The 24,546-nt window shown below is 67.9% G+C and carries 23 protein-coding genes and 2 pseudogenes; 7 read left to right on the top strand and 18 right to left on the bottom strand.

Annotated features, from left to right (window positions below; genetic code table 11):
- Window positions 1-249: 249 nt before the first annotated feature.
- Window positions 250-513, top strand: coding sequence for a hypothetical protein (locus G3N64_RS23845; RefSeq protein ID WP_205786106.1), 264 nt, complete (start codon window positions 250-252; stop codon window positions 511-513).
- Between the two features lie 78 nt (window positions 514-591).
- Here G3N64_RS23845 and G3N64_RS23840 read toward each other — a convergent pair whose 3' ends face one another.
- On the bottom strand, window positions 592-1,386 hold the full coding sequence (locus G3N64_RS23840) for an AraC family transcriptional regulator (protein WP_205786105.1): 795 nt from the start codon (window positions 1,384-1,386) through the stop codon (window positions 592-594).
- Between the two features lie 661 nt (window positions 1,387-2,047).
- Here G3N64_RS23840 and G3N64_RS23835 point away from each other — a divergent pair.
- Together G3N64_RS23835 and G3N64_RS23830 are read left to right on the top strand one after the other, a co-directional pair.
- Window positions 2,048-3,184 (top strand): branched-chain amino acid ABC transporter substrate-binding protein, encoded by a 1,137-nt coding sequence (locus G3N64_RS23835; RefSeq protein ID WP_205786104.1) that lies wholly within the window; start codon window positions 2,048-2,050, stop codon window positions 3,182-3,184.
- 328 nt (window positions 3,185-3,512) lie between these two features.
- A complete protein-coding gene (locus G3N64_RS23830; protein WP_205786103.1) occupies window positions 3,513-4,823 on the top strand; it encodes an MFS transporter in 1,311 nt (436 codons plus the stop codon).
- A 103-nt stretch (window positions 4,824-4,926) separates the two neighbouring features.
- On the opposite strand, the gene G3N64_RS23825 is transcribed toward G3N64_RS23830, so the two are convergent.
- From G3N64_RS23825 to garD, 4 genes are all read right to left on the bottom strand, one after another.
- Entirely contained in the window at window positions 4,927-5,364 is a 438-nt protein-coding gene (locus G3N64_RS23825; protein WP_205786102.1) for a DoxX family protein, read from the bottom strand.
- A gap of 194 nt (window positions 5,365-5,558) precedes the next feature.
- The gene (locus tag G3N64_RS23820; RefSeq protein ID WP_021159305.1) at window positions 5,559-6,014 is read right to left on the bottom strand and encodes an RbsD/FucU family protein; all 456 of its coding nucleotides are present in this window, start codon (window positions 6,012-6,014) and stop codon (window positions 5,559-5,561) included.
- Between the two features lie 79 nt (window positions 6,015-6,093).
- Window positions 6,094-6,486 carry a nuclear transport factor 2 family protein gene (locus G3N64_RS23815; protein ID WP_205786101.1) on the bottom strand — a complete coding sequence of 131 codons (393 nt, stop codon included), beginning with the start codon at window positions 6,484-6,486 and terminating at the stop codon, window positions 6,094-6,096.
- Between the two features lie 288 nt (window positions 6,487-6,774).
- Window positions 6,775-8,328 carry a galactarate dehydratase gene (gene garD / locus G3N64_RS23810; RefSeq protein WP_205786100.1) on the bottom strand — a complete coding sequence of 518 codons (1,554 nt, stop codon included), beginning with the start codon at window positions 8,326-8,328 and terminating at the stop codon, window positions 6,775-6,777.
- Window positions 8,329-8,557: 229 nt separating this feature from the next.
- On the opposite strand from garD, the gene kdgD reads away from it, so the two are divergent.
- Window positions 8,558-9,472 carry a 5-dehydro-4-deoxyglucarate dehydratase gene (gene kdgD, locus G3N64_RS23805; RefSeq protein ID WP_205786099.1) on the top strand — a complete coding sequence of 305 codons (915 nt, stop codon included), beginning with the start codon at window positions 8,558-8,560 and terminating at the stop codon, window positions 9,470-9,472.
- Window positions 9,473-9,587: 115 nt separating this feature from the next.
- On the opposite strand, the gene G3N64_RS23800 is transcribed toward kdgD, so the two are convergent.
- A complete protein-coding gene (locus tag G3N64_RS23800) occupies window positions 9,588-10,142 on the bottom strand; it encodes a hypothetical protein (RefSeq protein ID WP_205786098.1) in 555 nt (184 codons plus the stop codon).
- Window positions 10,143-10,349: 207 nt separating this feature from the next.
- Entirely contained in the window at window positions 10,350-11,927 is a 1,578-nt protein-coding gene (locus G3N64_RS23795) for an aldehyde dehydrogenase (NADP(+)) (RefSeq protein ID WP_205786097.1), read from the bottom strand.
- A 247-nt stretch (window positions 11,928-12,174) separates the two neighbouring features.
- Here G3N64_RS23795 and G3N64_RS23790 point away from each other — a divergent pair, with 247 nt between their 5' ends.
- Window positions 12,175-13,554, top strand: a complete 1,380-nt coding sequence (locus G3N64_RS23790) for an MFS transporter (protein ID WP_175002772.1) — start codon at window positions 12,175-12,177, stop codon at window positions 13,552-13,554.
- 71 nt (window positions 13,555-13,625) lie between these two features.
- Here G3N64_RS23790 and G3N64_RS23785 read toward each other — a convergent pair whose 3' ends face one another.
- Both G3N64_RS23785 and G3N64_RS23780 read right to left on the bottom strand, forming a co-directional pair.
- A complete protein-coding gene (locus G3N64_RS23785) occupies window positions 13,626-14,351 on the bottom strand; it encodes a site-2 protease family protein (protein ID WP_205786096.1) in 726 nt (241 codons plus the stop codon).
- Window positions 14,348-15,301 carry a DUF2167 domain-containing protein gene (locus G3N64_RS23780; protein WP_205786095.1) on the bottom strand — a complete coding sequence of 318 codons (954 nt, stop codon included), beginning with the start codon at window positions 15,299-15,301 and terminating at the stop codon, window positions 14,348-14,350. Before G3N64_RS23780 ends, G3N64_RS23785 begins: the two co-directional genes overlap by 4 nt.
- A gap of 274 nt (window positions 15,302-15,575) precedes the next feature.
- On the opposite strand from G3N64_RS23780, the gene G3N64_RS23775 reads away from it, so the two are divergent.
- A complete protein-coding gene (locus G3N64_RS23775) occupies window positions 15,576-16,424 on the top strand; it encodes a helix-turn-helix transcriptional regulator (protein ID WP_205786094.1) in 849 nt (282 codons plus the stop codon).
- A gap of 6 nt (window positions 16,425-16,430) precedes the next feature.
- Here the strand turns inward: G3N64_RS23775 and G3N64_RS23770 are convergent, their stop codons facing one another.
- On the bottom strand, window positions 16,431-17,057 hold the full coding sequence (locus tag G3N64_RS23770) for a LysE family translocator (protein ID WP_205786093.1): 627 nt from the start codon (window positions 17,055-17,057) through the stop codon (window positions 16,431-16,433).
- 188 nt (window positions 17,058-17,245) lie between these two features.
- Between G3N64_RS23770 and G3N64_RS23765 the strand changes: the two genes are divergently transcribed.
- Window positions 17,246-17,710 (top strand): Lrp/AsnC family transcriptional regulator, encoded by a 465-nt coding sequence (locus G3N64_RS23765; RefSeq protein ID WP_048245841.1) that lies wholly within the window; start codon window positions 17,246-17,248, stop codon window positions 17,708-17,710.
- Here the strand turns inward: G3N64_RS23765 and G3N64_RS23760 are convergent.
- The 8 genes and pseudogenes from G3N64_RS23760 to G3N64_RS23725 form a co-directional block, all read right to left on the bottom strand.
- Complete coding sequence (locus G3N64_RS23760; protein ID WP_205786119.1) at window positions 17,707-19,071, bottom strand: dihydroorotase; 1,365 nt, start codon at window positions 19,069-19,071, stop codon at window positions 17,707-17,709. The two genes, G3N64_RS23765 and G3N64_RS23760, sit on opposite strands and share 4 nt — an antisense overlap.
- Before the next feature lie 12 nt (window positions 19,072-19,083).
- Window positions 19,084-19,188 (bottom strand): annotated as a pseudogene (locus G3N64_RS23755) (carbonate dehydratase); the annotation flags it as partial.
- Window positions 19,189-19,190: 2 nt separating this feature from the next.
- Window positions 19,191-19,433 (bottom strand): annotated as a pseudogene (locus G3N64_RS23750) (6-carboxytetrahydropterin synthase); the annotation flags it as partial.
- Window positions 19,427-20,353: a GTP cyclohydrolase FolE2 gene (gene folE2 / locus G3N64_RS23745; protein WP_205786092.1), complete on the bottom strand. Its 927-nt coding sequence runs from the start codon at window positions 20,351-20,353 to the stop codon at window positions 19,427-19,429. The pseudogene G3N64_RS23750 and the gene folE2, both read right to left, overlap by 7 nt.
- Before the next feature lie 58 nt (window positions 20,354-20,411).
- Entirely contained in the window at window positions 20,412-21,620 is a 1,209-nt protein-coding gene (gene zigA / locus G3N64_RS23740; protein WP_205786091.1) for a zinc metallochaperone GTPase ZigA, read from the bottom strand.
- A 135-nt stretch (window positions 21,621-21,755) separates the two neighbouring features.
- Window positions 21,756-22,967, bottom strand: a complete 1,212-nt coding sequence (locus tag G3N64_RS23735; RefSeq protein ID WP_205786090.1) for an acyl-CoA dehydrogenase family protein — start codon at window positions 22,965-22,967, stop codon at window positions 21,756-21,758.
- Window positions 22,964-23,806: a hypothetical protein gene (locus G3N64_RS23730; RefSeq protein WP_205786089.1), complete on the bottom strand. Its 843-nt coding sequence runs from the start codon at window positions 23,804-23,806 to the stop codon at window positions 22,964-22,966. Before G3N64_RS23730 ends, G3N64_RS23735 begins: the two co-directional genes overlap by 4 nt.
- 54 nt (window positions 23,807-23,860) lie before the next feature.
- Window positions 23,861-24,517 (bottom strand): methionine ABC transporter permease, encoded by a 657-nt coding sequence (locus G3N64_RS23725; protein WP_205786088.1) that lies wholly within the window; start codon window positions 24,515-24,517, stop codon window positions 23,861-23,863.
- Between the last annotated feature and the right edge of the window lie 29 nt (window positions 24,518-24,546).

Here is a 24,546-nt window from a genome sequence, read left to right as displayed (position 1 = left end):
TCACGGCTCGTTGCTGCTCCCGAGAGCCGCATCGAATGCGCACCATCGTGGTGAATCGCACGGCCGCGCACCGGCCCGCGCGGTTGGCAGCGATCGGGCCGAAAGCCGCGTTCCGTATGGCGTTACATCCCGTAACCCATACCGCAGCGCAGCATCCCGTCACCCGCCGCGGTTTTAAGAATCGCTTAAGTCTTCGACGGCACCATCCGCAACCAGTACCCGATGGTTATCTCGAAAAGGAGGAAAGCGATGAGCGCCGTAGAATCACCCGCGGGCCGCCAGGCCGCGCCCCCTGCAAAGAAGACGATGCTGCGCCGCCTGCTCAGTCATCATGAAATCGCGACGCTGCTCGTGCTGCTGCACGCACCGATCGGCGCGAACGCGAAACCCGAACTGCCTGCGCTGCAGGAAGCCGGCCTCGTCGAAATGATCAAGCTCGACGCCGATACGGCACCCAGCTTCCGGCTGACCGAAGACGGCACCGCCATCCTGAAAGGGCTCGGCTACCGCTGAGCCGCCGCTTTCACCGTTACCCCGCTTCCCCGTATCGCCCCGATCCCTGCGACTCGCCGGCCCTTTCGGCGTGTCGCGTCACCCCGCCCGCTCCTGCAGCATCAGCCGGTATTCCGTCGGCGTCACGCCGACCGTCGCCTTGAACTGGCGCGTGAACGCGCTGTGATCCGTATAGCCGCATAGCGCCGCGACGTCGGTCACCTTGTCGTGCGTGACGAGCAGCGCGGTGGCCGCATCGAGCCGCGTCTTCAGCAGCACCTGGCGCGGCGTCAGGTGGAACACCTTGTGGAAGTAGCGTTCGAGCTGTGCGACCGACATCCCGGCCATCTGCGCGAGCTGCTTCAGGTTCAGCGGCTGCACGTAGTGATCCTGGATGTGCTGGACCACGTCGGCAAGCCGGCTGTATGCCGGATGGGAACCCTCGTGCGCCTTCAGGTCGCGCGAGATGCCCGCAAGGCCGACCACCCTGCCCGCGGCATCGCGCAGCGGCTCCTTGCAGGTCAGGCACCAGCCCGGCTGGCGGCCCGGATACAGGTGCAGCTCGAGCTGGTCCGTCAGTTGCTGGCCGGCGTTGATCGTCGCCATGTCCTGCTCGAAATAGCTGCGGCCGAAGCGGCGCGGAAACACTTCGTCGGCCGTCTTGCCGAGCAGGTCACGCTTGTCCTTGTAGCCGCAGCGCATCGCCAGCGTGCGATTGACGATCGCGTAGCGGCCGCTCGCATCCTTCACGAAGAACGCGACGTCCGGCAGCGCATCGAACACCGGTTCGAGCAGGCGGAAGTGCACAAGCATCGCACCGAGATCGGCGTTGTCGGGCTGGTAGCGCAACGGTTCGGACAGGCTCATGGGCGGTACGGCAAGCAAGGTCGTCATCCCGGCAACCGCAATGCGAGTGGCAGATGGCGTCGATTATAGAAGCGCCCCTTCGATCGCGTCGCGCCGATCGCAAAGGCGGGCAAGTTGGCGGCGGCCGTCGCATCGCGCCGACGATCGGCCGGCATCGTCATGCGACATACGTTGCGTGCGCAACCACTGCGCCGCGCGTGCATCGACCGGCCGCGAATCCGCTTGCGCCAACGCAGCAGTCACGCATGCGCCGATGCCGGCATGCCGCGAGCTCACCGGCTCACCCGCACACCGGCACCGCGCGCCCGAACTCGCCAGCATAGAAATGCGCACGGGCAGCGTCTTGGCGCGTTTGCGCATCCGGCGTGACGATTTCGGCATATATCAGGGTTATCGACGATATGCCGATATCGTCGCCGGCCGCGCACCGAACGCGCAAGACGCATGCATTTTCGCTATCTAGACTTCGCTTCACGGTCACGAGACGACCTTCCGCCACGGCAGCAATCGGCGTGCACGGCCTGCGGCATCGGCCATCATGCGCGCCGATTCCAGCACAGCCCGGACAGCACGCGGCAAGCACGCACGGCCCTCGCATCGGCCTGCCGACCGAACCGTCTCGCCCGGTTTACCGGCGCCGGCCCGCCAGCCGGCGGCGGCCCAACCACGCCATCAAGGGGAAGTGAAAGTGAAGCTGAAGGTATCGCACGTCGCGCTGGCCGCTGCCTGCGCACTGTCGGGCGCGCACGCCATTGCCGCCGACGTCGTCAAGATCGGTTTCGCCGCACCGCTGACCGGCCCGCAGTCGAACTACGGCACGGACATGCAGAAGGGCGTGCAACTCGCGATCGCCGATTTCAACGCGACGCGTCCGACGATCGGCGGCAAGCCCGTCACGTTCCAGCTCGATTCGCAGGACGACCAGGCCGACCCGCGCACGGGCACGACCGTCGCGCAGCGGCTGATCGACGACAACGTCCGCGGGATCATCGGGCACTTCAACTCGGGCACGAGCATTCCGGCGTCCGACCTGTACGATCGCGCGGGGCTGCCGCAGATCTCGATGGCCACGTCGCCGCAATACACGGCACGCGGCTACAAGACGACCTACCGGCTGCTGACGAGCGACGCGCAGGCGGGCCGCATCGTCGGCACCTACGCGGTGAAGACGCTGCGCCTCAAGCGCATCGCGATCATCGACGACCGCACGGCCTACGGCCAGGGCATCGCCGACGAATTCGCGAAAGCCGTCGAGGCGGCGGGCGGCACGATCATCAAGCGCGATTTCACGAACGACAAGGCGCTCGATTTCTCCGCGATCCTGACCAACCTCAAGGGGATGAACCCGGACGCGATCTTCTACGGCGGCGGCGACGCGCAATCGTCGCCGATGATCCGCAAGATGCGCCAGCTCGGGATGAAGTCGGCGTTCGTGACGGGCGAGATGTCGCGCTCGCCAACGTTCCTGAAGGTCGGCGGCGACGCGGCCGAAGGCGCGATCGTCTACATGGGCGGACTGCCGAAGGAGAAGATGCCCGGCTTCGCCGGCTACGCGGCACGCTACAAGGCGCGCTTCAACGAAGACGTGATCACCTACTCGCCGTACGCGTATGACGGCACGATCGCGCTGCTCACCGCGATGAAGGACGCGAACTCGACCGACCCGAAGGTGTACACGCCGTATCTCGGCAAGGTGTCGATCAAGGGCGTGTCGGCCCCCGGCATCGCGTACGACGCGAAGGGCGACCTGAAGGATGCGCCGGTGACGATCTACAAGGTCGAGCACGGCGCGTTCAAGCCGGTCGATACGATCGCCGGCAACTGATACGCGAGACCCTGCCCCGCGCGGCGCGCCAGCGGCTCACCGGCCGCCCGCGCCGCGCGCGCTTTTGCGTCGGCCTCGGCTTCGCAGTCCGATGCGTTCCTCGCCGCACACTCGCGCGCGCACATTTTGCGCTCCTGTAGAATCCCCCCACCCGCTTTGACGCTTCGCCCCCGCCATGCCCCATCCCGGTGCGGCGGCGCGTGTTTCGTGCCTCACCCGGCACGCGGCACGCTTCGACGAGGCAAGCCGCGCCTTGTCAGTCCATGCCGATAGCGGGCCCTGGAGACGCAGCACCGACAACACCATTCGAAAACCGATCGTCCTGACCATGCAAGCTTCCGAATTGAGCGGCGTGCCTCGCGCCGCCGAACGCGCGCTCACGCGCAGCGACTACAAGACCCTTGGCCTTGCCGCACTCGGCGGCGCCCTCGAGTTCTACGACTTCATCATCTTCGTGTTCTTCGCGCCGGCGATTGGGCAACTGTTCTTCCCGCACGACATTCCCGACTGGCTGCGCCAGTTGCAGACGTTCGGCATCTTCGCGGCCGGCTATCTCGCGCGCCCGCTCGGCGGCGTGATCATGGCGCACTTCGGCGACCTGTTCGGCCGCAAGCGGATGTTCACGCTGAGCGTGCTGATGATGTCCGTGCCGACGCTGCTGATGGGCCTGCTGCCGACCTACGACACGATCGGCATCCTCGCGCCGGTGTTGCTGCTGCTGTTCCGCGTGCTGCAGGGCGCGGCGGTCGGCGGCGAAGTGCCGGGCGCGTGGGTGTTCGTGTCCGAGCATGTGCCGTCGCGCCACATCGGCTATGCGTGCGGCACGCTGACCGCGGGCCTGACGGCCGGCATCCTGCTCGGCTCGCTCGTCGCCGCCGGCATCAACAGCCGTTACTCGACCGCCGAAGTCGGCGCGTTCGCGTGGCGCATCCCGTTCCTGCTCGGCGGCGTGTTCGGCCTGTTCTCCGTGTACCTGCGCCGCTGGCTGCATGAGACGCCGGTGTTCGCCGAGATGAAGGCGAAGAAGGCGCTCGCGGCCGAGATTCCGCTGAAGGCCGTGCTGCGCGACCACGGCCGCGCGGTGATCGTGTCGATGCTGCTGACGTGGATGCTGTCGGCCGCGATCGTCGTCGTGATCCTGATGACGCCCGCGCTGCTGCAGAAGCAGTTCCACCTGACGCCCGCGACGACGCTGTTCGCGAACAGCGTCGCGACGCTGTGCCTGACGGCCGGCTGCATCACCGCGGGCTCGCTCGCGGGATGGATCGGCGCGAAGCGCGTGCTCGGCATCGGCGGCATCGGGCTGGCCGCGTGCTACTACCTGCTGTTCGTGCAGGTCGCGGCCGACGCGTCGACGCTGCCGCTCTACTACGGGATCGCGGGCTTCATGGTCGGCACGATCGGCGCGGTGCCGTTCGTGATGGTCAAGAGCTTCCCGGCCGTCGTGCGCTTCTCGGGCATCTCGTTCTCGTACAACGTCGCGTATGCGATCTTCGGCGGCCTCACGCCGGTGATCGTGTCGCTGATGATGAAGTCGAATCCGCTCGCGCCGGTCGTGTATGTCGCGACGATCTGCGTGCTCGGTGCGATCGCCGTGCAGTTCTCGAAGGACGCGAAGGACGTGAAGGCCACGCACTGAGCGCCGGCGCGCACGCCCGCACCATGAACAAAGGGCCGAATCCCGCGGGATCCGGCCCTTTTGTTTGGCGTCAGCGCAACGGCAACGGCGTGCGTGCGTGCGATCAGCGCAGGCTGCCGTACGTCGTACTCGGCCGGCGCAGGCCGTCGATGCTCGCACCGCCGGCGCCCGTGACGTACAGCAGCAGGAAACCGCCTGCGATCGCGATGTTCTTCCAGAAATGGATCACCATGTCGTGCTGGACCGCGGCGTCCGTTGCGTCCCAGAAATTGTGCCCGACCATCGCGGTCGCGACCGTGTAGAACGCCATCAGCAGCGCGAGCGGCTTCACCTTGTAGCCGACGATCAGCAGCAGCCCGCCCAGCCCCTCGATCGCGACGACGACCGGCCCGATCACCTGCGGATACGGCACGTTCAGCCCATGCAGGTAACCGATGAAATCGCCGTAGCCGAGCAGCTTCATCACGCCGCCCCACAGGAACAACGCCGCCAGCGCCAGGCGCGCGAAAAAAATGACGCCGGAATCGACGGAACGCGTCATGCCTCTCTCCTCGTATGCAATTCGGCCGCCCGCCCGGGGCGCGCCCGGACGGCTCGGCGCCGCGCGGCCCTGCGGGGCCCGCGGCAAATGGGCCAGCATAGACAGAGTTTCGGCCGTGTCCAAGAAAAAGGTTGTAGCAAATCTTTACACGGCGGCGGCCGCGCGGCCCGAAGGCGGCGGCCTGGAAAGGGCGTTTAGCCCGCGTCGCTCAACAACACGCCCTTCTTGAAGATGAAGCAGCCGTAGCCGCGCAGCTCGCCGGTGACGATCACCGCGTAGGCCTGCTGCGCGCGCTCGTAGAACGCGAACCGGTCGATGCCCGCGAGCGGCACCGCGCGCCCTTCGGCGCGGTCGATCTCGGCCTGCACCTCGCGCTGCACGGGCGGCACCGCCGCCGCATCGCCGACGACTTCCATCCGCCACGCGGGCGTGTCGACGAACGTGTCGAGCGGCAGCACGGACAGCACCGCGCGCACGACGCGCGCCGAATCGGCGCCGTCGATCCGCAATGCGCGGCCGACCACCGTGTGCTCCGCGACGGATTCGGCCGGGAAATTCGCGTCGCAGATCGCGATTTCGTCACCGTGGCCCATCGCGCGCAGCGTGTGCAGGATGTCGGCGTGCAGCAGCGGGTCGAGATTCTTCAGCATGTCGGGTAGTCTCCGGGATCAGGAACGAATCGCATAACGTTACCCGATCCCGGGGGCCGTTGCGCATGCATCGCTCGTGTCACGACGCCGCGGCCGGCATTTCGTCGATGAAACCCGTGACCGTCGCGAGGCGGCCCGACGCGTCGACGGTGCCGAAGTCCGAACCCTTCACGATCGCCGCGCCGTCGCGCGACACGAGCGCCCACGAGAACCGCAGGTGCTGGCCGAAGCCGTCGACGTCGGTCGTGCGGCGGAAGCGGAACGCGGGGAAGCGCGCCTGCACGGCCGCGATCATCGCATCGATGCCTGCGTGGCCGTCGCCGGTCATCAGCGGATCGCGATAGGCCGCGTCGCTCGCGTAGGTCGCGTCGATCAGCGCGCGGCGGCGCGCGACGTCGGGTTCGTTCCATGCGTCGAAGTAGCGGTCGATCAGGTCGGCGTGAACGGACGAAGCGGATTGGGCGGTGTTCATGGCGAGGCTCCTTGTGGTCGATGAGGGGACGAGGTCGCGAACGTTGCGTGTTTCGGTTTCGTATTCGCGTGCAGTCATCGTCGCCGGCCTCGCGCGGGCGGTCGATTACGTGCGAGGTAAGGAAATCGCGCCGGTCGCTTCGAGCCGGAAGGCTACCCCGCACGCCGGACGTGACTCGCCATGAAGCAAGTTCTCCTCATCGTGGACAATCAGCCGACGTTTGCTTCGCCACAATGAAAACGGGCGCCCTCGGGCGCCCGCATCGTCTGGCGGCAACTGCCGCGCGCGTCAGGTCACCGGCGCCGGATTGAACAGCGTCAGCGCATTCGCGAGCTTCCATTGCTCGGCCCACGTGCGGCGCTTGCCGCTCGCGACGTCGAGCATCAGCCGGAACAGTTCCCAGCCCGTGTCCTCGATCGTCGCCGCGCCGGTCGCGATCTGCCCCGCGTCGAGATCCATCAGGTCGTGCCAGCGGCGCGCGAGATCGCTGCGCGTCGCGACCTTGATCACCGGCACCTGTGCGAGACCGTACGGCGTGCCGCGGCCGGTCGTGAAAATGTGCAGGTTCATCCCGGCCGCGAGCTGCAGCGTGCCGCAGATGAAGTCGCTCGCGGGCGTCGCCGCGTACAGCAGCCCCTTCTGCTTCGCGCGATCGCCGGGACGCACGACGCCGGCGATCGGCGCGCTGCCCGACTTCACGATCGACCCCATCGCCTTCTCGACGATGTTCGACAGGCCGCCCTTCTTGTTGCCGGGCGTCGTGTTCGCGCTGCGGTCGACGCGGCCGCGCTGCAGGTAGCGGTCGTACCAGTCCATCTCGCGGATGATCTCGCGCGCAACGTCCTCGTTCGCCGCACGTGACGTGAGCTGCGCGACGCCGTCGCGCACTTCCGTCACCTCGGAGAACATGATCGTCGCGCCCGCGCGCACCAGCAGGTCGGCCGCGAAGCCGACGGCCGGGTTCGCGGTCAGCCCCGAGAACGCATCGCTGCCGCCGCACTGCACGCCGACGACGAGATCCGACGCAGGGCACGTCTCGCGGCGGCGGCGGTCGAGCCGCTCGAGATGCGATTCGGCCATCTTCATGATCGAGTCGATCATCGCGTTGAAGCCGACGTGCGCAGCGTCCTGCAGGCATACGACACCGCCGTTGTCCGTCGCGCCGTCGGCGGCCACCGGAATCGTGCCCGGCGGCAGCAGGCGCTCGGGCTGCAGCTTCTCGCAGCCGAGGCTCACGGTCATCACCTCGCCGCCGAAGTTCGGATTCAGGCTGATGTTGCGCAGCGTGCGGATCGGGATGTCGGCGTCGGGCGCGTCGATCGCGACGCCGCAGCCGTACGTGTGCTCGAGCCCCACCACGTCGTCGACGTTCGGGTAGCGCGGCAGCAACTCGTCCTTGATCCGCTTCACCGCATGCTCGACGACGCCCGACACGCACTGCACGGTCGTCGTGATCGCGAGGATGTTGCGCGTGCCGACCGAGCCGTCGGCATTGCGGAAGCCCTCGAACGTATAGCCTTCGAGCGGCGGCAGCGGCGGCGCGGCGCGCGTCGCGAGCGGCAGGTCGTCGAGCCCCGGCGGCTCGGGCATGCGCATCGTGCGCTCGTTGACCCAGCTGCCGCGTCGCAGCTCGACCAGCGCATAGCCGATCACCACGTTGTAGCGGACGATCGGGTCGCCGGCCGCGAGGTCGACCAGCGCGACTTTGTGCCCCTGCGGCACGCCTTCGCGCAGCGTCAACCCGTCGGCGAACGTTGCGCCCTCGGGTAAACCGCCGTCGTTGACGACGATTGCGACGTTGTCGTCCGGATGCACGCGGATGTAGAGCGGGGAAGCAGTCATCGGAATTCCTGGAAGCGATCAACCATATCGTTAGTCATCATACGACATTCACCCCCAGGCCGTGATGCTGCGTAAACCCTTATCCGGAAAGACCCTACTATTTGACCGGCCGCAAACCGCTTGCGTCCCCCTTCCCCTCGTTGTACGATGACATACAACGACATCGCCAATGTGGCTCGTATGCCGTTCCCGACGAACCCAGCACTCGCGCTAGACGGACGACCCAACCATGACTTCACCGCAAGAACTCAAACAGATCATCTCCCACGGCCTGCTGTCGTTTCCGCTGACGGACTTCGACGCCGACGGCAGCTTCCGCCCGTCCACCTATGCCGAGCGCCTGGAATGGCTCGCGCCGTACGGTGCGACCGCGTTGTTCGCGGCCGGCGGCACCGGTGAATTCTTCTCGCTCACGCAGCGCGAGTATTCGGACGTGATCCGCGTCGCGACGGAAACCTGCAAGGGCAAGGTGCCGATCCTCGCCGGCGCGGGCGGCGCGACGCGCGTCGCGATCGAATATGCGCAGGAAGCCGAACGCCTCGGCGCGAGCGGCGTGCTGCTGATGCCGCATTACCTGACCGAAGCCAGCCAGGAAGGGATCGCCGACCACGTCGAGCAGGTGTGCCGCGCGCTGAAGATCGGCGTCGTCGTGTACAACCGCGCGAATTCGAAGCTGAACGCCGACATGCTCGAGCGCCTCGCCGATCGTTGCCCGAACCTGATCGGCTTCAAGGACGGCGTCGGCGAAATCGAGAGCATGGTGACGATCCGCCGCCGCCTCGGCGACCGCTTCGCGTACCTCGGCGGCCTGCCGACGGCCGAAGTCTATGCCGCCGCGTACAAGGCACTTGGCGTGCCGGTGTATTCGTCGGCCGTGTTCAACTTCATCCCGAAGACGGCGATGGAATTCTACGAAGCGATCGCGAAGGACGACCACGCCACGGTCGGCCGCCTGATCGACACGTTCTTCCTGCCGTACCTGAAGATCCGCAATCGCCGCGCGGGCTATGCGGTCAGCATCGTGAAGGCGGGCGCGAAGCTCGTCGGCCACGACGCGGGCCCGGTGCGCGCACCGCTGGTCGACCTCACCGACGAAGAAGTGGCGGAGCTCGACGTGCTGATCAAGAAGATGGGGCCGCAATAAGCGGCAGGCAGTCAACCGGCACACGCTTCGGCGCGTGCCGGCGCGGAGCCGCGCGTGTGGCCCCGCTTGCACCTTTCGGCGGCCGGCCCGCGCTTCGCGCGGCCGGCCGTTTTCGTCACATCTGCGAAATAGTGCCGACGATCCGGTAGCGCAGGCTGCCCAGCCTGAGCCGGGTCGCGGCGATCTCCGCGCCGGTGGCCGAGCGCCGCGCACGCGTATTCGGATCGCTGGCGAGCATCTGGTCGAGTACGTCGGGATCGACGACTGCATCGAAGAACCGCCCGACCGTGAGCATCGCGTACTGCTTCGCGGTCGCCAGTTGGCTGTTGGCCTGCGTCAGCGCGTCGGTGCGCAGGCCCGGGTCGCGCTCGTCGATGCTGCGGCGGTGCTTCAGCGCGAACACCAGCGCCTCCATGTCCAACCGGAATCGCCTGACGGCCTGGCCAAAGCGGAGCGAATGCGGATCGGAGCCGGTGACGGGCCGCCCCTGGTTGATCGTCACGTCGAATTCGCTGCCGCCCAGGTCGCGCTGCAATTCGAACAGCGCATTGGCCAGCACGCGGCCCTCGCTATATTCCCCGACCTGCGTGCGCACCGATTTCGCGACGTCGCCGACCGCTTTCCACAACCCGGCCGCGAACAGGTGGTCGCCACGTTTGCTGATGTTCATGATGCCGTTCCCTCTTGGTCTTTTTCTGGATCTCTCAGGTTTCGCCCGCGGGTCAGTCGACCCGGGGCTCCGGTACTGTAGGAGAAAAGCGGGCAGCGCGAAAGCCGGCCATGAAAAAAGGCGGAAGCGGCCAACCGGCCCCTTCCGCCTTTCCGTTTCGGGCCGTCATCCCGGCATACCCGCCGCCGGGATCGCATCCTCAGCCGATTACTCCGCCTTCCCGTCCCGCAGCCGCGGAATCTCGAGCGGGTTCTTCTCCTGCAACCCTTCCGGCAGCAGATCGTCCGGGAAATCCTGGTAGCACACGGGCCGCAGGAAACGCTCGATCGCCGTCGCACCGACCGACGTGACGGCCGGGTTCGACGTCGCGGGGAACGGCCCGCCGTGCACCATCGCGTCGCACACCTCGACGCCGGTCGGGTAGCCGTTCACGAGCAAACGGCCAGCCTTGCGTTCGAGGATCGGCAGCAGCCGGCGCGCGAGCGGCTTGTCGTCGGCGTCCATCTGCAGCGTGGCCGTCAACTGGCCTTCGAGCGCTTCGAGCACGCGCGCGACCTCGTCGAGATCGCGGCAACGCACGATCAGCGACGCCGGCCCGAACACCTCGTGGCTGAATGCCGGCTCGGCCAGAAACGCCTGTGCGCCGACTTCGTACAGCGCGCCGCCGGCCTGGCAGTCGGTCTGCGCGGCCTCGCCCGCGCCGATTTCGCGCACGCCCGGCAATTCGGCCAACTTGCCGCGGCCGTTGCGATACGCATCGGCGATGCCGCGCGTAAGCATCACGCCGGCCGGCTTCTTCGCGAGCGCCTGTGCGGCGACGGTTTCGAAGCGGTCGAGATCGGGGCCGTCGATCGCGAGCACGAGGCCCGGGTTCGTACAGAACTGGCCGACGCCGAGCGTCAGCGAATCGACGAAGCCCGTCGCGATCGCGTCGCCGCGCGCGGCGAGCGCCGCCGGGAACAGCACGACGGGGTTGATGCTGCTCATTTCCGCGTAGACGGGAATCGGCTGCGGACGCGCGTTCGCAAGCTGCACGAGCGCCATGCCGCCCTGCCGCGACCCCGTGAAGCCGACCGCCTGAACCGCCGGATGGCTGACGAGCGCCGCGCCGATCACGCGGCCGGGGCCGACCAGCAGCGAGAACACGCCGGCCGGCATCCCGGTTTTCGCGACGGCGGCGCGGATCGCGCGGCCGACCAGCTCGGACGTGCCGAGGTGCGCTTCGTGTGCCTTCACGATCACCGGGCAACCGGCCGCGAGCGCCGACGCCGTATCGCCGCCGGCCACCGAGAACGCGAGCGGGAAATTGCTCGCACCGAATACGACGACGGGGCCGAGCCCGACCTTCTGCAGCCGCAGGTCCGAGCGCGGCAGCGGCGTGCGTGCAGGCTGCGCGGGATCGATCGACGCGGCGAGGAAACGCCCGTCGCGCACGACACGCGCGAACAGCCGGAGCTGGCCGACGGTGCGGCCGCGCTCACCCTGCAGCCGCGCGACGGGCAGGCCGGTTTCGGCGTGTGCGCGCTCGATCAGCACGTCGCCGAGCGCGACGATTTCATCCGCGATCGCGTCGAGAAACGCCGCGCGGGCCGTGAGCGGCTGCGCACGATACGCATCGAACGCATCGCGCGCGAGTTCGCATGCGCGCTCGACGTCGGCCTGCGTCGCGACGCCGAACGCCGGCGCGTCGATCGGCGCGCCCTTCGACGGGTCGAACGCGCGCAAGGTACCGGCCGAGCCGGCCACCGCGTCGGCGCCGATCAGCATCTCTCCTGTCAGTTGCATGGGGTGTGCTCCGTGGTTCGGGAATAGGTTGCTCATTGTAGCTCAACAGATATGATGTCCGCCCACTAAGCATCGATATTCATGTCAACTGCCGGGCCGGTACCGATATGAGCCAAACCCTTATTGCACGGGAGAATTCTCGGAATTTTTACCATTCAACGTCATCATCCAGAGGGAAAACCCGAGGTTTCTGCGTCTGAACATTGCCAATAAACTGCCGCCATGTCATACGACGACGTACATTAAAGTGCCTAATCAGACCTCCTCTCGCGAGCTTCCGCTCGACCTCGCGCGCACCGCGCGCCGGACCGCCGTGCGCTACTGGATCCTGGCGATGCTGTTCGTCGTCACGACGCTCAACTATGCGGACCGCGCGACGCTGTCGATCACCGGCACGCCGATCCGCAAGGCGTTCGGCATCGATCCGGTGACGATGGGCTACATCTTCTCGGCGTTCAGCTGGGCGTACGTGCTCGCGCAACTGCCGAGCGGCTGGCTGCTCGACCGCTTCGGCGCGCGCCGCGTGTATGCGGCCAGCATCTTCCTGTGGTCGGCATTCACGCTGCTGCAGAGCACGATCGGCCTCGGCGGCAGCGCCGCGTTCGCGGTCGCCGCGCTGTTCGCGATGCGCTTCGCGGTCGGCATCGCCGAAGCCCCCGCGTTTCCCGCGAACGCGAAGGTCGTCGCGAGCTGGTTCCCGACCGCCGAGCGCGGCACCGCGTCGGCGATCTTCAACGCCGCGCAGTACTTCGCGGCCGTGGTGTTCTCGCCGCTGATGGCGTGGCTCACGCATGCCTATGGCTGGCACCAGGTGTACCTGTGGCTCGGCCTCGCGGGCATCGCGCTCGCGTTCCTGTGGCTGCGGGTCATGAAGGATCCGGCCGACCATCCGGCCGTGAACCGCGCGGAACTCGAGCATATCGAGCAGGGCGGCGGACTGGTGCGCACCGCCACGCGCAGCAGCAACGGCGCGCGTTCGGAAGGCAGCCGCGTGGCCGGCTGGTACTACGTGCGCCAGTTGCTGTCGAACCGGATGCTGATCGGCGTCTACCTCGGCCAGTACTGCGTGAACGTGCTCACCTATTTCTTCCTCACGTGGTTCCCGATCTATCTCGTGCAGGCGCGCGGGATGTCGCTGCTGAAGGCCGGCTTCATGACGTCGCTGCCCGCGATCTGCGGGTTCCTCGGCGGCGTGCTCGGCGGGATGCTGTCGGACGGGCTTATCCGCCGCGGCGTGTCGCTCACGCTCGCGCGCAAGATCCCGATCGTCGGCGGGATGGCGCTGTCGATGGTCATCATCGGCTGCAACTACGTCGACAGCGAAGTGCTGGTGATCGTGCTGATGGCCGTGTCGTTCTTCGGCAAGGGGATCGGCTCGCTCGGTTGGGCCGTCGTCGCGGATACCGCGCCGAAGGAAGCGATCGGCCTGTCGGGCAGCCTGTTCAACATGTTCGGCAACACGGCCGGCATCGTCGCGCCGATCGCGATCGGCTACCTCGTCGGCGCAAGCGGCTCGTTCAACGGCGCGCTCGTGTTCGTCGGGCTGAACGCGCTCGTCACCGTGTTCAGCTATCTGGTGATCGTGAAGGACATCAGGCGCGTCGAACTGCGTCATCGCGACGCCTGACGCTCGACTTCGACACGGAACAACGGCGGCCGCGCAAAAGCGGCCGCCGTTTTTGCATCAGGTCCCGGGTATCAGATCGACGCATGCGCGACGCGCAGCATGTCGTGCACGCCGGACGTCATCAGCGCGAGGAACGCGAGCAGGCCAACGTAGCAGAGCGCGTACGTCGTCTTCGTCTCGATCGACGTCGCGTAGTACACGCGGTTCTCCGGCGCGTCGGGATCGTAGCGCCACGCACGCTTCAGCTGCGGCAGCGCGAGGATCGCCATCACGATCAGCAGCGGGCTCGGGCGATACACGAACAGCGCGATCAGCACGGGCACGCCTGCGAACCAGATGCGCGGCGACAGCACCGCGGTGATCCGCCCGCCGTCGAACGGCGACAGCGGAATCATGTTGAACAGGTTCAGGAAGAAGCCCGTGTACGACAGCGCGAGCAGCAGGTTGCTGTCGGTATGGCGCGCGGCCGCGTAGCAGGCCAGCGCACCGAGCGTGCCGACGAACGGCCCGGCGAGGCCGACGTACGCCTCGGTTTCCGCGTCGTGCGGCATCTCCTTCAGCTGGATCCACGCGCCGACGAACGGGATGAAGGTCGGCAGCCCGACGTCGAGGCCGCGCCGCTGCGCGGCGATGTAGTGACCGGCCTCGTGCACCAGCAGCAGCGCGACGAAACCGGCCGCGAACCGCCAGCCGTAGAACACCGCGTAGACGGCGATCGACGCCAGCATGGTGCCCGCCGACATGAGCACCTTGCCGAGCTTGAGGCCGCCGAAGATCAGCAGCAACAGCTTCGTCATTCCTTGCGCTCCGTGCCGGATGCGTCGGATGCATCGGCGACGGCCGGCACCGCGGCCGCCTTCGGCTTGCGCCCGAAGAAGCGCTTCAGCGCCGCGCCGCCGGCCAGCAGCGCGACCGCGCCGACCTTGAAGAACTTCACCGCGAACGCGCCGATCAGCGCGAGCAGGCCGAGCTTCTTCGCGCCGACGCCGACGATCAGCGCCGCGAGGCCGTACTCGGCGACGTGGTCGGTCGACTTGTTGAAATCGGCATAGCGCTTGCCGTCGTTGAAGCTGATGTTCGACAGCAGGTCGTCGGCCGACGCCTTGTATTTCGGCAGATCGGCGAGCGTCGACGCCATCGTCAGCGACAGGTAGCCGTCGCGGCCGAGCACGAGCGTCCGGTAGTTCACGCCGTCGTTCCCGGCGTTCGGGGCCGCGCCCTTGTCGCGGATGATCGCGGACCACACGAGCCGGTGCGTGGCCGCGTCGTATGCGGGCGCCTTCGCCCAGCCGACCACCTCGGTTTCCGGCAGGCCGCGCTCCTTGCGCCCGGGGTTGTCTTCCTCGGTGCCGGCCTGCAGGCTCTTCAGCAACTCGTCGGGTTTCCAGTCCTTCGCGTCGTCGTCGCGGATGTAGCCGCTCGGCTCGAACGACACGACCGAGATCCAGTCGGCATCGGGATCGTCGGGCAGCACGAGGCCGACCAGTTTCGTTTCGTCGATCGAGTTGCCCATCGAGCGCAGGTAGCGGCCGGCTTCGGCGGCCGGCACGAACGATTCGCCGGCCTTCAGCTTCAGCACGGCTTCGTGTTTCACGTCGATGTCGGTCGGGCCCTTCACGACCGCGTCGTTGGCGGCCGCGGCGGCGGCCCGCATTTCCACCTGCGCAGCTTCGGTCTGCGCGTGGCCGGTGGTCGCGGCGAATGCAAGCGTCGCCACGCAGGCGAGCCGGACGGCAAGTTTTTTCATTGTTGGATTCCCCTGGAATGCCTTGTCGTAAATATGCACGCCACCGGCCCATGCGCGTTCAATCGCGGGTCCGGCGTCGTCTCTCAGTTGGCACGGGGGCTATGGTAACGCAGCGCCGCAACGCGCCCGGGGATTCGGGAAGGGGGCGAACGGCGGTGCCCGGACACGCACACAGGCCCGAACCGATCGGCCGCCATCGGCGCGCCTCGCAGAAACGAAACGCTTACCTCGAAGGTAATGCCCAGCACGCGCGGGATTGCCTATCATCTGCTGCATGAACCCGACCGCCGCTGTCCATTCGCCCTCCCCGTCCGCCGGCCGCGCGCCCGCCATCGGCTCGCTGCTGCGCACGTGGCGGCAACGCCGGCGCTTGAGCCAGATGGCGCTCGCGCTCGACGCGGAAGTCTCCGCGCGCCACCTGAGCTTCGTCGAATCGGGCCGCGCGCAGCCGAGCCGCGAGATGGTGCTGCATCTCGCGGAGCGTCTCGACGTGCCGCTGCGCGAACGCAATGCGCTGCTCGTCGCGGCCGGCTTCGCGCCGCTGTTCCGCGAACGGCCGTTTTCGGATCCGCAACTGGATGCCGCGCGCCATGCAGTCGAAGCCGTGCTGCGCGGCCACGAGCCCTACCCGGCGCTCGCCGTCGACCGCCACTGGACGCTGCTCGCCGCGAACCGGATGCTCGGCGCGCTGGTCGCGCAGGCCGATCCGGCGCTGCTGCAGCCGCCCGTCAACGTGTTGCGGCTGAGCCTGCATCCGGACGGCCTCGCGTCGCAGATCGTCAACTGGCACGAATGGCGCGCGCACATCCTGCATCGGCTGCAGCGGCAGATCGATGCGAGCGGCGACCGCACGCTGCACACGCTGCGCGACGAACTCTCTGCGTATCCGGCGCCGGCCGGCCAGCCCGACGACACGCACGCGCGCACCGACTTCGCCGATATCGCCGTGCCGCTGCGGCTGCGCACGGCGGCCGGCGAACTGACGTTCTTCAGCACGACGACCGTGTTCGGCACGCCGGTCGACGTGACGCTGTCGGAACTCGCGATCGAGGCGTTCTTTCCGGCGAACCCGGAGACGGTGGACGCGATGCGGGCGCTGGCGGACGCGTTGCCGGCGCAATGACCGCCATCAGCGGTGCTCGAACGCCAGCTTGACGCCGAGCGCCAGCAGAACCACACCGCTCACGCGGTGCATGCGGGTCAGGATGCGCGGATTGCGGCGGATCGACGCCGACAGCAGTCCGGCGAACAGCGCGACCGGCCCCTTGACGAAAAACGTCAGGCCGGCAAACGTCGCGCCCAGTACGAACAGCGACAGCATCGGATGCACGGCGCCCGCGGGAACGAACTGCGGCAGGAACGCCAGGTAGAAAAGCGCGACCTTCGGATTCGACATGTTGGACAGCGCGCCTTGCGCGAACGTGCGCAGCCGCGATTCCGGCGCGCCGCGGCTGCTTGCAAGCGTCAGCTCGCCCGACGAACGCAGCAGCGTGATGCCGAGATACAACAGGTACAGCACACCGACCACCTTCAGAGCGGTGAATAACCATTCGGATGCCTGAAGAATCGCGCCCAGCCCGAGTGTCGCGAGCATCGTGTGCACGAGCAGCCCGACGCTGACACCCGCTGCGGTCACGAGGCCCGCGCGCGTGCCGCCGGACAGCGTGCGCGACATCACGAGCACCATGTCCTGGCCCGGCGTGACGATGATCAAAAGGGACGTGGCGATGAACGGTAGCCAGGTTACGTGCAGCATGGGAGATCTCCTGAAGGGGATTGCCGGAACGGGAATCGCGTGCGCCGCATGCAACGGCATGCGCATCGCCCAGGCCGGCCGGCCGTCAGATTATCGGCGCCCCGCGATGGAGATTGGATGCGTATTGAGCTATTTGAAATGCAGAATTTGGCGCTATTCTCTAGCATTTGCATTGATGATAGTGAAATATGCCAACCAAACTGGACGCGATCGATCGGCGCATTCTGCGTGCGCTGCAACAGAATTCGAACCAGACGAACGCCGAACTCGCGCAACAGGCCGGGCTCTCAGCCACGCCCTGCCTGCGCCGCGTTCACCTGCTCGAAGAGCAGGGCGTGATCGACGCCTATGTCGCGCTGCTGAACCCCGCCGCCGTCGACCTGAGGTTCACGGCGTTCGTGCGCGTCACGCTGGAGCGCCAGGACAAGAAGACGGTCGAGCGCTTCGCACGCGAAATGGAGCAAGCGCCCGAAGTGCTCGAATGTCACCTGATGGCCGGCAGCTACGATTACCTGCTGCGCGTCATTGCCCGGGATCTCGACGACTATCAGCGCTTCCAGATGGAAACGCTCACGCAGATCGAAGGCGTACGCAACGTCGAAACGGAAATTCCGCTGAAGCGCATCAAGCAGACAGTGCGCCTGCCGATCTAGGTATCCAGAAACGTCACGGCCTGCCCTGCCGGCGCCCCGCTCAGCGCGCCGTCGCGCACCACGACCTGCCCGCGCACGACCGTATGCACGGGCCAGCCCGTGACCGCGCACCCGTCGTACGGCGTCCAGCCGCTCACGCTGGCGATCCATTCATCCCGGACGATGCCGCGCGCACGCAAGTCGACGATGCTGAAATCGGCGTCGTAGCCCACCGCAATCCGCCCTTTCCCCGCGATCCCGAAGATCCGCGCCGGCCCGGCGCTGGTCAGGTCGACCAGCCGTGCGAGGCTCAGGCGGCCCGTATGCACGTGATCGAGCATCAACGGCAGCAGCGTCTGCACACCGGTCATCCCGCTCGGCGACTGCGGATAGGGCCGGCGCTTTTCGTCGCGCGTATGCGGCGCGTGATCGCTGCCGATCACGTCGACCACGCCATCGCGAACGGCCTGCCACAGCGCGTCCTGATGATGCCGTTCGCGCACCGGCGGATTCATCTGCGCGAACGTGCCGAGCCGCTCGTAGCAATCGGGCGCGTGCAGGCTCAGGTGATGCGGCGTGACCTCGACCGTCACGCGATGCCGATGCCGCGCCAGGAACGCCATCTCCTCTGCGGTGGACACGTGCAGCACATGCAGCCGGCGGCCCGTCTCGGCCGCCAGCCCGACGATGCGCCGCGTCGCGGCCAGCGCGCTTTCCTCGTCGCGCCAGCGATGATGATCCCGCACGTCGCTGCTCGCGTCCACGAGCGCCCGGCGTTCGCGCAGCCGCGCCTCGTCTTCCGCGTGCACGGCCATGCGCCGCCGCCCGTTGCGCACGATCCGGCGCAACACGGCTTCGTCGTCGGCGAGCAGGTCGCCGAACGAACTGCCCATGAAGACCTTCACGCCCGCGCAACCCGGCAGGTTTTCAAGCGACGGCAGCCGTTCGGCGTTCGCGGCCGAGCCGCCGATGTAGAACGCGTGGTCGCACCACGCACGGCCGCACGCGAGATCCAGCTTGGCCTGCAGATCCTGCGCGGTCAGCGTCAGCGGATGCGTGTTGGGCATCTCGAAGATCGTCGTGACGCCGCCGAGCACCGCGCCGCGTGTGCCGGCCTCGAGGGTCTCCTTGTGCGTGAGGCCCGGTTCGCGGAAATGCACCTGGCTGTCGACAACGCCCGGCAGCACATGCAGGCCGCCGGCGTCCAGCAGGACGTCGGCGCTCCACGTGCCGTGCAACGCGCCCAGCGCGACCACGCGGCCGTCCGCGCATGCGACGTCGATCCGCTCGGCGCCGTTGGGCGTCATCACCGTGCCGCCGTGCACGAGCAGGTCGGCGTGACGTCGCTTCAGCGCGTGGGCCGCGCCCCCTTCACGTCGAATGGAGCCCACGACTCAGAACTCGTTCTGGATGTGCTTGTAGCCCAGCACCAGCGCATTGTTCGTACGTGCGACGTCCTCGGAGAAGTCACTCGCGTCGGCCGTCACCTGCGGCAACGCGCGACATAGCAGGGGTCATCATCCGACCACAGCGTCACCGCATGGTCGAACGCGTCGATCAGGTCGCGCACGTCGCCCTTGAGGAGCCCGAAGTCGTAGATCATCTGCCCGTGGTCCAGCGCATGCGCTTCGAGCAGCAGCTCGACGCGGTACGAATGGCCATGGACCGAATGCGAGCAGCGCCGCGTGCTGCAGCCGCGCACCACGTGCGCGTTCTCGAAGCGGAACAGCTTGCGGATCAGCATACGCCGGCGCCTTCGTGAACCGGCGCGGCCCACGCCACCGCATCGTGCGGATGCAGGCTTTCCAGATGGCGCACGTGCACGCGCGGGTTCGCATGGTGGCCGTGGCCATCCAGCGCGGCCTGGACCCGCCGGGCGGCATCCTCGACGAACATCAGGTTCCCGCCGTTCAGCACCGCGAACGCCTGCTCGTCCGCCCGCTTGACGGCCGTCTGCACCGGCGTGCCGAGCGCGTGCTCGATGCGATCGATCAGGTCGACGAGCCCCAGCGCCGCGCCATCGGCAGGCAGCCCCACGCTGACGACGGCTTCGCTGCGCTGGCTGTGCGGCGTGGCCGCAGTCGCGTGCCGTTTCAGCCACGCGGCGACCGCCGCCGGCTCCACGCGATCGTCGCGGCCGAACGCCGCCAGGAATGCCTGCTCGACCCAGTGCCGCGACAGCGCGGCGGAGCACGGGCACGTCGACGAATAGACGACCGCCACCTGCGCGCGCAACTGGAACCCGAAGCCGGTCAGCGTTGCATCGATCCGGACCGGATAGGCCTTCCACCCGGCCAGCCCATCGGTCACCAGTGCGGCGCGGCGTGCCAGCAGGTCGAAGCGCAGCCGCAATCGCGCACTGCGCGTGCCGCAGTCGCGATGACTGTCGACCATCGCATGCAGCACATGCTGAAGGCGGGCCGGCGACAGCACCGCGCCATCGCCGAGCCCGTCGAGCAGCCGGTACAGCCGCGACATGTGGATGCCCTTCACGTGCGGCGCGGGGAGATCGACCTGCACGTCGGCGCGCGCATGCACGTCGCGCCGGCAGCCGGGCTCGGCCACCGCAACGGGCAGGTCGATGCCCTGCATGCCGACCCATTCGAGCGGGCGGCCGCCCGGCGCGGCATCGGTCAGGGAAATATCGGGAAGGGGTGCATTCATGCTCGGAATCCGGTGGAGCGCCTTCTCCATCCGGATCGATGCAGGAAGCGCGTTCAGGTCAGGCCCAGTCGCGAAACGGGTTGTCCCACGTGGTCCAGTGTTCGGGGCCGGTGGCCATCTCGGCATCGGTCAGCAGACACGCGTCGAAGCTTGCGCGCAGCGCGGGCTCGTCCATGTCCATGCCGATCAGCACGAGTTCCTGCCGCGCGTCGCCGACGCGCTCGTCCCAGCGCGCGCGGATCTGCGCGACGGCTTCCGCGTCCTGCGGCCAGCGCTCGGGCGGCACGGCCACCCACCAGTAGCCGGCCGGCCCGTGCCGCGCGACCGCGCCGGCCTGCGACCACGAACCGGCGACGGTCGGATGCGTGGCGAGCCAGAAGAACCCCTTCGAGCGGACGACGCCCGGCCATTCGCTCTCGACGAGATCGAAGAAACGCTGCGGGTGGAACGGCCGCCGCGCGCGATAGACGAAGCTGCGAATTCCGTATTCGTCGGTCTCGGGCGTGTGCGTGCCGCGCATCTCCTGCAGCCAGCCGGGCGCGCGCGACGCCGCGTCGAAATCGAACAGGCCCGTGTCGAGCACGCGCTCGAGCGGCACCTTGCCGAATTCGGCGATCTCGATCCGTGCGCGCGGGTTCAAGCCGCGCAGCAGCGCGACCAGCCGCTCGCGCGCACTTGCGTCGATCAGGTCGATCTTGTTGATCACGATCACGTCGCAGAACTCGATCTGGTCGATCAGCAGATCGACCACCGTGCGCGCATCCTCGTCGCCCATCGATTCGCCGCGCGACTGCAGGCTGTCGCGCGATGCGTAGTCGCGCAGGAAATTGAATGCATCGACCACCGTCACCATCGTGTCGAGCCGCGCGACTTCGCCGAGGCTGCGGCCGTCCTCGCCTTCGAACGTGAACGTCTCGGCCACCGGCAGCGGCTCCGAGATGCCGGTCGATTCGATCACGAGCTGGTCGAACCGCCCTTCCCTAGCGAGCCGGTCGACCTCGATCAGCAGATCCTCGCGCAGCGTGCAGCAAATGCAGCCGTTGCTCATCTCGACCAGCTTCTCGTCGGTGCGCGACAGCCCCGCGCCGCCGTCGCGCACGAGCGCCGCGTCGATGTTGACCTCGGACATGTCGTTGACGATGACCGCGACGCGCCGGCCCTCGCGATTGTTCAGGATGTGGTTGAGCAGCGTCGTCTTGCCGGCGCCGAGGAAGCCGGACAGGACGGTCACGGGAAGCCGCGTGGACGGATGGCGTGCGGTACTCATCGAGCGATTCCGGAAGAGGACGTTGAGAAGAGGGTGATATATTGTATCGCAACGATATAACATATCATTTCAAACGTCCAGCAGACCGCTCGGGTTTTATCCGGAGCAGGCCGCGCCCGCTCCGGTGCCAGTCCGTCACGTATAGAGCGACGCCGGCGGCAACGCCCCGGCCAACGCGAACCGGCCCACGTCGCGCAGCCGGTAGTCGAGCGGATCGTGCAGCGTATGCGTGCGCGCGTTCCGCCAGAAGCGGTCGAGGCCGAGCGACGCGGCCGTCGCGCGTGCGCCGCATGCGTCGAACAGCGCCTCGCCATTCTCGAGCGCCGCGCGCTGCGCGACGATCTTCGCCTCCGATACCGCAAGCGCCACCTCCGCGCGCTCGTCCGCCGTCAGCGCATCCTGCCGCGCCCACGCGCGCTGCAATGCCGCGGCCGCGCGATCGGCCAGCGCCGCCGCGGCGATCGCCCGCACGCGCATGTCGCCGAAGCGCTGCAGCGTGTACGGATCGTCGCTCGCCTGCGCGACCTCCGACTGGATCCACGGGCGGCCATGCTTCAGCACGTAGTCGCGCGCTTCCGCCAGCGCGCCTTCCGCGAGCCCGACGAACAGGTTGGTCAGCACGAGCTGCGACACGAGCGTGCGCAGCGTCGCACGCGGTGTCGGCGGCGTCTCGGAACGGTGCAGCACCTCGTCCGCCGCGAGCGGCACGCCGTCGAAGCGCACGCTGCCGCTGTCGGTCTGGCGCTGGCCGATCGGATCCCAGTCTTCGTTGACCGTGATCCCCGGACGATCGGTCGGCACCACGCCGAACACCGTGCGGCCGGTGTCGGGATCGTGCGCGGACACCGTCATGCGGTGCGAGCCGCGCGTGCCCGAGCAGAAGCCCTTCACGCCATCGAGCCGGTAGCCGCCGTCGGGCGTCGCGGTGGCCACGAGCCGCGTGTCGAGCGGATTGACCGCATTGCCCCACCACCAGTGCTGCTCGACGGTGCCGCGCAGATAGCGTTCGCGCTGCGCGCCGCTGCCCCACACGTCGACGCTCACCACCTGCAGGCACTGGAACCCGACGAGATGCGCGAGCGCGCTGTCGACGCGCGCGATCTGCCGGATCGCCTCGTAGATCTCGGGCCACGCGGCTTCCTGCCCGCCGAACGCACGCGGCACCGCGAGCGTCAGCAGGCCCGCATCGGCGAGCCACTGCTTCTCCTGCGCCGCATGACCGCCCGCGCGGTCGCGCGCGGCGGCCGTTGCGCGCAGCGCGTCGATCGCGCGGGCCAGTGCCTCGCGGTCGACGGCCGGTGCATCGGTATCCGGCGCCAGCGTCGCCGGGCCGCGTGGATCGTTCATGCAATGGCTTCCTGTTCAACGGTTGCGCCCGACAGCGGCACCAGCGCGCCGAGCGGACGGCCGGTCAGCCGCGACAGGATCTCGCGCCGCCAGTCGTCGTAGATCGCACGATATTCGGCGATATCCGCGCCGAACACCAGTGCGGTGTGCGCGTACTCGTCGTGCAGATAATCGTCGAGCCGCGCCTGCGTTTCCTCGTCGGCCGCGATCACGCGATCGATCAGCGCGTCGCGTTCCGCCGCCGGTAGCGCGTTCAACGTGTCGAACCACCACTGGACGATCTGCACGCGATGCCACTCCTCGTCCGGCCGGATCCGGTTCTCGCCATGCTCGCGCATCGCGGAATCGCCGATGCGGCCGGTCTTGCGCTGGATCCACAGCTTCGCGAGGATGTGCAGCTCGTAATGCCATTCGAATGCGAGAAAGCCTGCGACGTCGCGCGTCGCGATGTCGCCGATGCGCGCCCAGTGTGCGGCGACGAGCCGGTCGACTTCCGGCAGCGGATCGCGCCCCGTCAGTTCGGTCACGCGTTCGCGGCCGATCACCGCATGCGCGCCGTCGTCGCCGAGCTGGCGCGACAGGATCAGCTGGAAATGCGGATCGTCGCGGAACAGCGTGTCGATCGCCTTCGCGACGACCTGCACGATGAACAGGTCGTGCGACGCCATCTTCGTGTAGTAATCGGCGACGGCGGCCCGTTCGTCGTCGTTGCGCGGCTCGCGCGGCGGCGTGGCGAGCTTCGCCGGGAAGCCCGGACGATGGCGTCGCGCCACGTCGAGAAACAGCGCTTCCTCGAATTGTCCGTTCCATTCGCGCGGCGCGCCGATGGGCAAGGTCATGATGTTCGGTCTCTCAGGATCGTTGATGAAGCGAGCGGACGCTTGTGGCGTCGCTCAGGTACGCCGGGTCACGCGTCGGACCAGGCGGTCGCCCGTGATTTGCACGGCCGAAACGAGTGCGATCAGGATCACGATCACGGTCGCCATGACGGTCGTGTCGAACCGCTGATAGCCGTAGCGGATCGCAAGATCGCCGAGGCCGCCCGCACCGACGGCGCCCGCCATCGCGGTCGAGCCGATCAGTGCGACGACGGTAATGGTGAAGCCGCCGAGCATGCCGGGCAGCGCCTCCGGCAGCAGCACGTGCCAGACGATGTGGCGGCGCTTCGCGCCCATCGCGAGCGCGGCCTCGATCAGCCCGCGATCGACTTCGCGCAGGCTCACCTCGGCGATCCGCGCGAAGAACGGGATCGCGGCGATCGACAGCGGCACGACGGCCGCCCAGACGCCGATCGTCGTGCCGATCAGCACGCGCGTGAACGGCAGCAGCGCGACGAGCAGGATGATGAACGGCGTCGAGCGGAACACGTTGACGAGCGCGCCGAGCACCGCGTTCACGCCGCGCCGCTCGTAGATGCCGCCGGGCGCGGTCATCACGAGGATCACCGCGAGCGGGATGCCGATCAGCGCGGCGATCGCGGCTGAGGCGGCGACCATCGACAGCGTGTCGCGGATCGCGTCGAGCAGTTCGGGCCACCAGAGGTCAAACATAGCCGAGCACCTCCGCGTGATTCGCGTGG

The organism is Burkholderia sp. Ac-20344 (genome assembly GCF_017104975.1).
Classification (GTDB): domain Bacteria; phylum Pseudomonadota; class Gammaproteobacteria; order Burkholderiales; family Burkholderiaceae; genus Burkholderia.
Note: the sequence above shows the minus strand (reverse complement) of the source record. Positions and strands in the feature narration are given on the sequence as shown.

Excerpts from the sequence above, each read along its gene's own strand:
- G3N64_RS23845 (WP_205786106.1), top strand. The coding sequence starts at position 250 with ATGAGCGCCGTAGAATCACCCGCGGGCCGCCAGGCCGCGCCCCCTGCA.
- G3N64_RS23765 (WP_048245841.1), top strand. The coding sequence starts at position 17,246 with ATGCCAACCAAACTGGACGCGATCGATCGGCGCATTCTGCGTGCGCTG.
- G3N64_RS23770 (WP_205786093.1), bottom strand. The coding sequence starts at position 17,057 with ATGCTGCACGTAACCTGGCTACCGTTCATCGCCACGTCCCTTTTGATC.
- G3N64_RS23795 (WP_205786097.1), bottom strand. The coding sequence starts at position 11,927 with ATGCAACTGACAGGAGAGATGCTGATCGGCGCCGACGCGGTGGCCGGC.
- G3N64_RS23775 (WP_205786094.1), top strand. The coding sequence starts at position 15,576 with ATGAACCCGACCGCCGCTGTCCATTCGCCCTCCCCGTCCGCCGGCCGC.
- G3N64_RS23820 (WP_021159305.1), bottom strand. The coding sequence starts at position 6,014 with ATGCTGAAGAATCTCGACCCGCTGCTGCACGCCGACATCCTGCACACG.
- zigA (WP_205786091.1), bottom strand. The coding sequence starts at position 21,620 with ATGAGTACCGCACGCCATCCGTCCACGCGGCTTCCCGTGACCGTCCTG.
- G3N64_RS23735 (WP_205786090.1), bottom strand. The coding sequence starts at position 22,967 with ATGAACGATCCACGCGGCCCGGCGACGCTGGCGCCGGATACCGATGCA.
- G3N64_RS23840 (WP_205786105.1), bottom strand. The coding sequence starts at position 1,386 with ATGACGACCTTGCTTGCCGTACCGCCCATGAGCCTGTCCGAACCGTTG.
- G3N64_RS23800 (WP_205786098.1), bottom strand. The coding sequence starts at position 10,142 with ATGAACATCAGCAAACGTGGCGACCACCTGTTCGCGGCCGGGTTGTGG.
- G3N64_RS23780 (WP_205786095.1), bottom strand. The coding sequence starts at position 15,301 with ATGAAAAAACTTGCCGTCCGGCTCGCCTGCGTGGCGACGCTTGCATTC.
- G3N64_RS23730 (WP_205786089.1), bottom strand. The coding sequence starts at position 23,806 with ATGACCTTGCCCATCGGCGCGCCGCGCGAATGGAACGGACAATTCGAG.
- G3N64_RS23725 (WP_205786088.1), bottom strand. The coding sequence starts at position 24,517 with ATGTTTGACCTCTGGTGGCCCGAACTGCTCGACGCGATCCGCGACACG.
- G3N64_RS23815 (WP_205786101.1), bottom strand. The coding sequence starts at position 6,486 with ATGAACACCGCCCAATCCGCTTCGTCCGTTCACGCCGACCTGATCGAC.
- kdgD (WP_205786099.1), top strand. The coding sequence starts at position 8,558 with ATGACTTCACCGCAAGAACTCAAACAGATCATCTCCCACGGCCTGCTG.
- G3N64_RS23830 (WP_205786103.1), top strand. The coding sequence starts at position 3,513 with ATGCAAGCTTCCGAATTGAGCGGCGTGCCTCGCGCCGCCGAACGCGCG.
- G3N64_RS23825 (WP_205786102.1), bottom strand. The coding sequence starts at position 5,364 with ATGACGCGTTCCGTCGATTCCGGCGTCATTTTTTTCGCGCGCCTGGCG.
- garD (WP_205786100.1), bottom strand. The coding sequence starts at position 8,328 with ATGACTGCTTCCCCGCTCTACATCCGCGTGCATCCGGACGACAACGTC.
- G3N64_RS23785 (WP_205786096.1), bottom strand. The coding sequence starts at position 14,351 with ATGACGAAGCTGTTGCTGCTGATCTTCGGCGGCCTCAAGCTCGGCAAG.
- folE2 (WP_205786092.1), bottom strand. The coding sequence starts at position 20,353 with ATGAATGCACCCCTTCCCGATATTTCCCTGACCGATGCCGCGCCGGGC.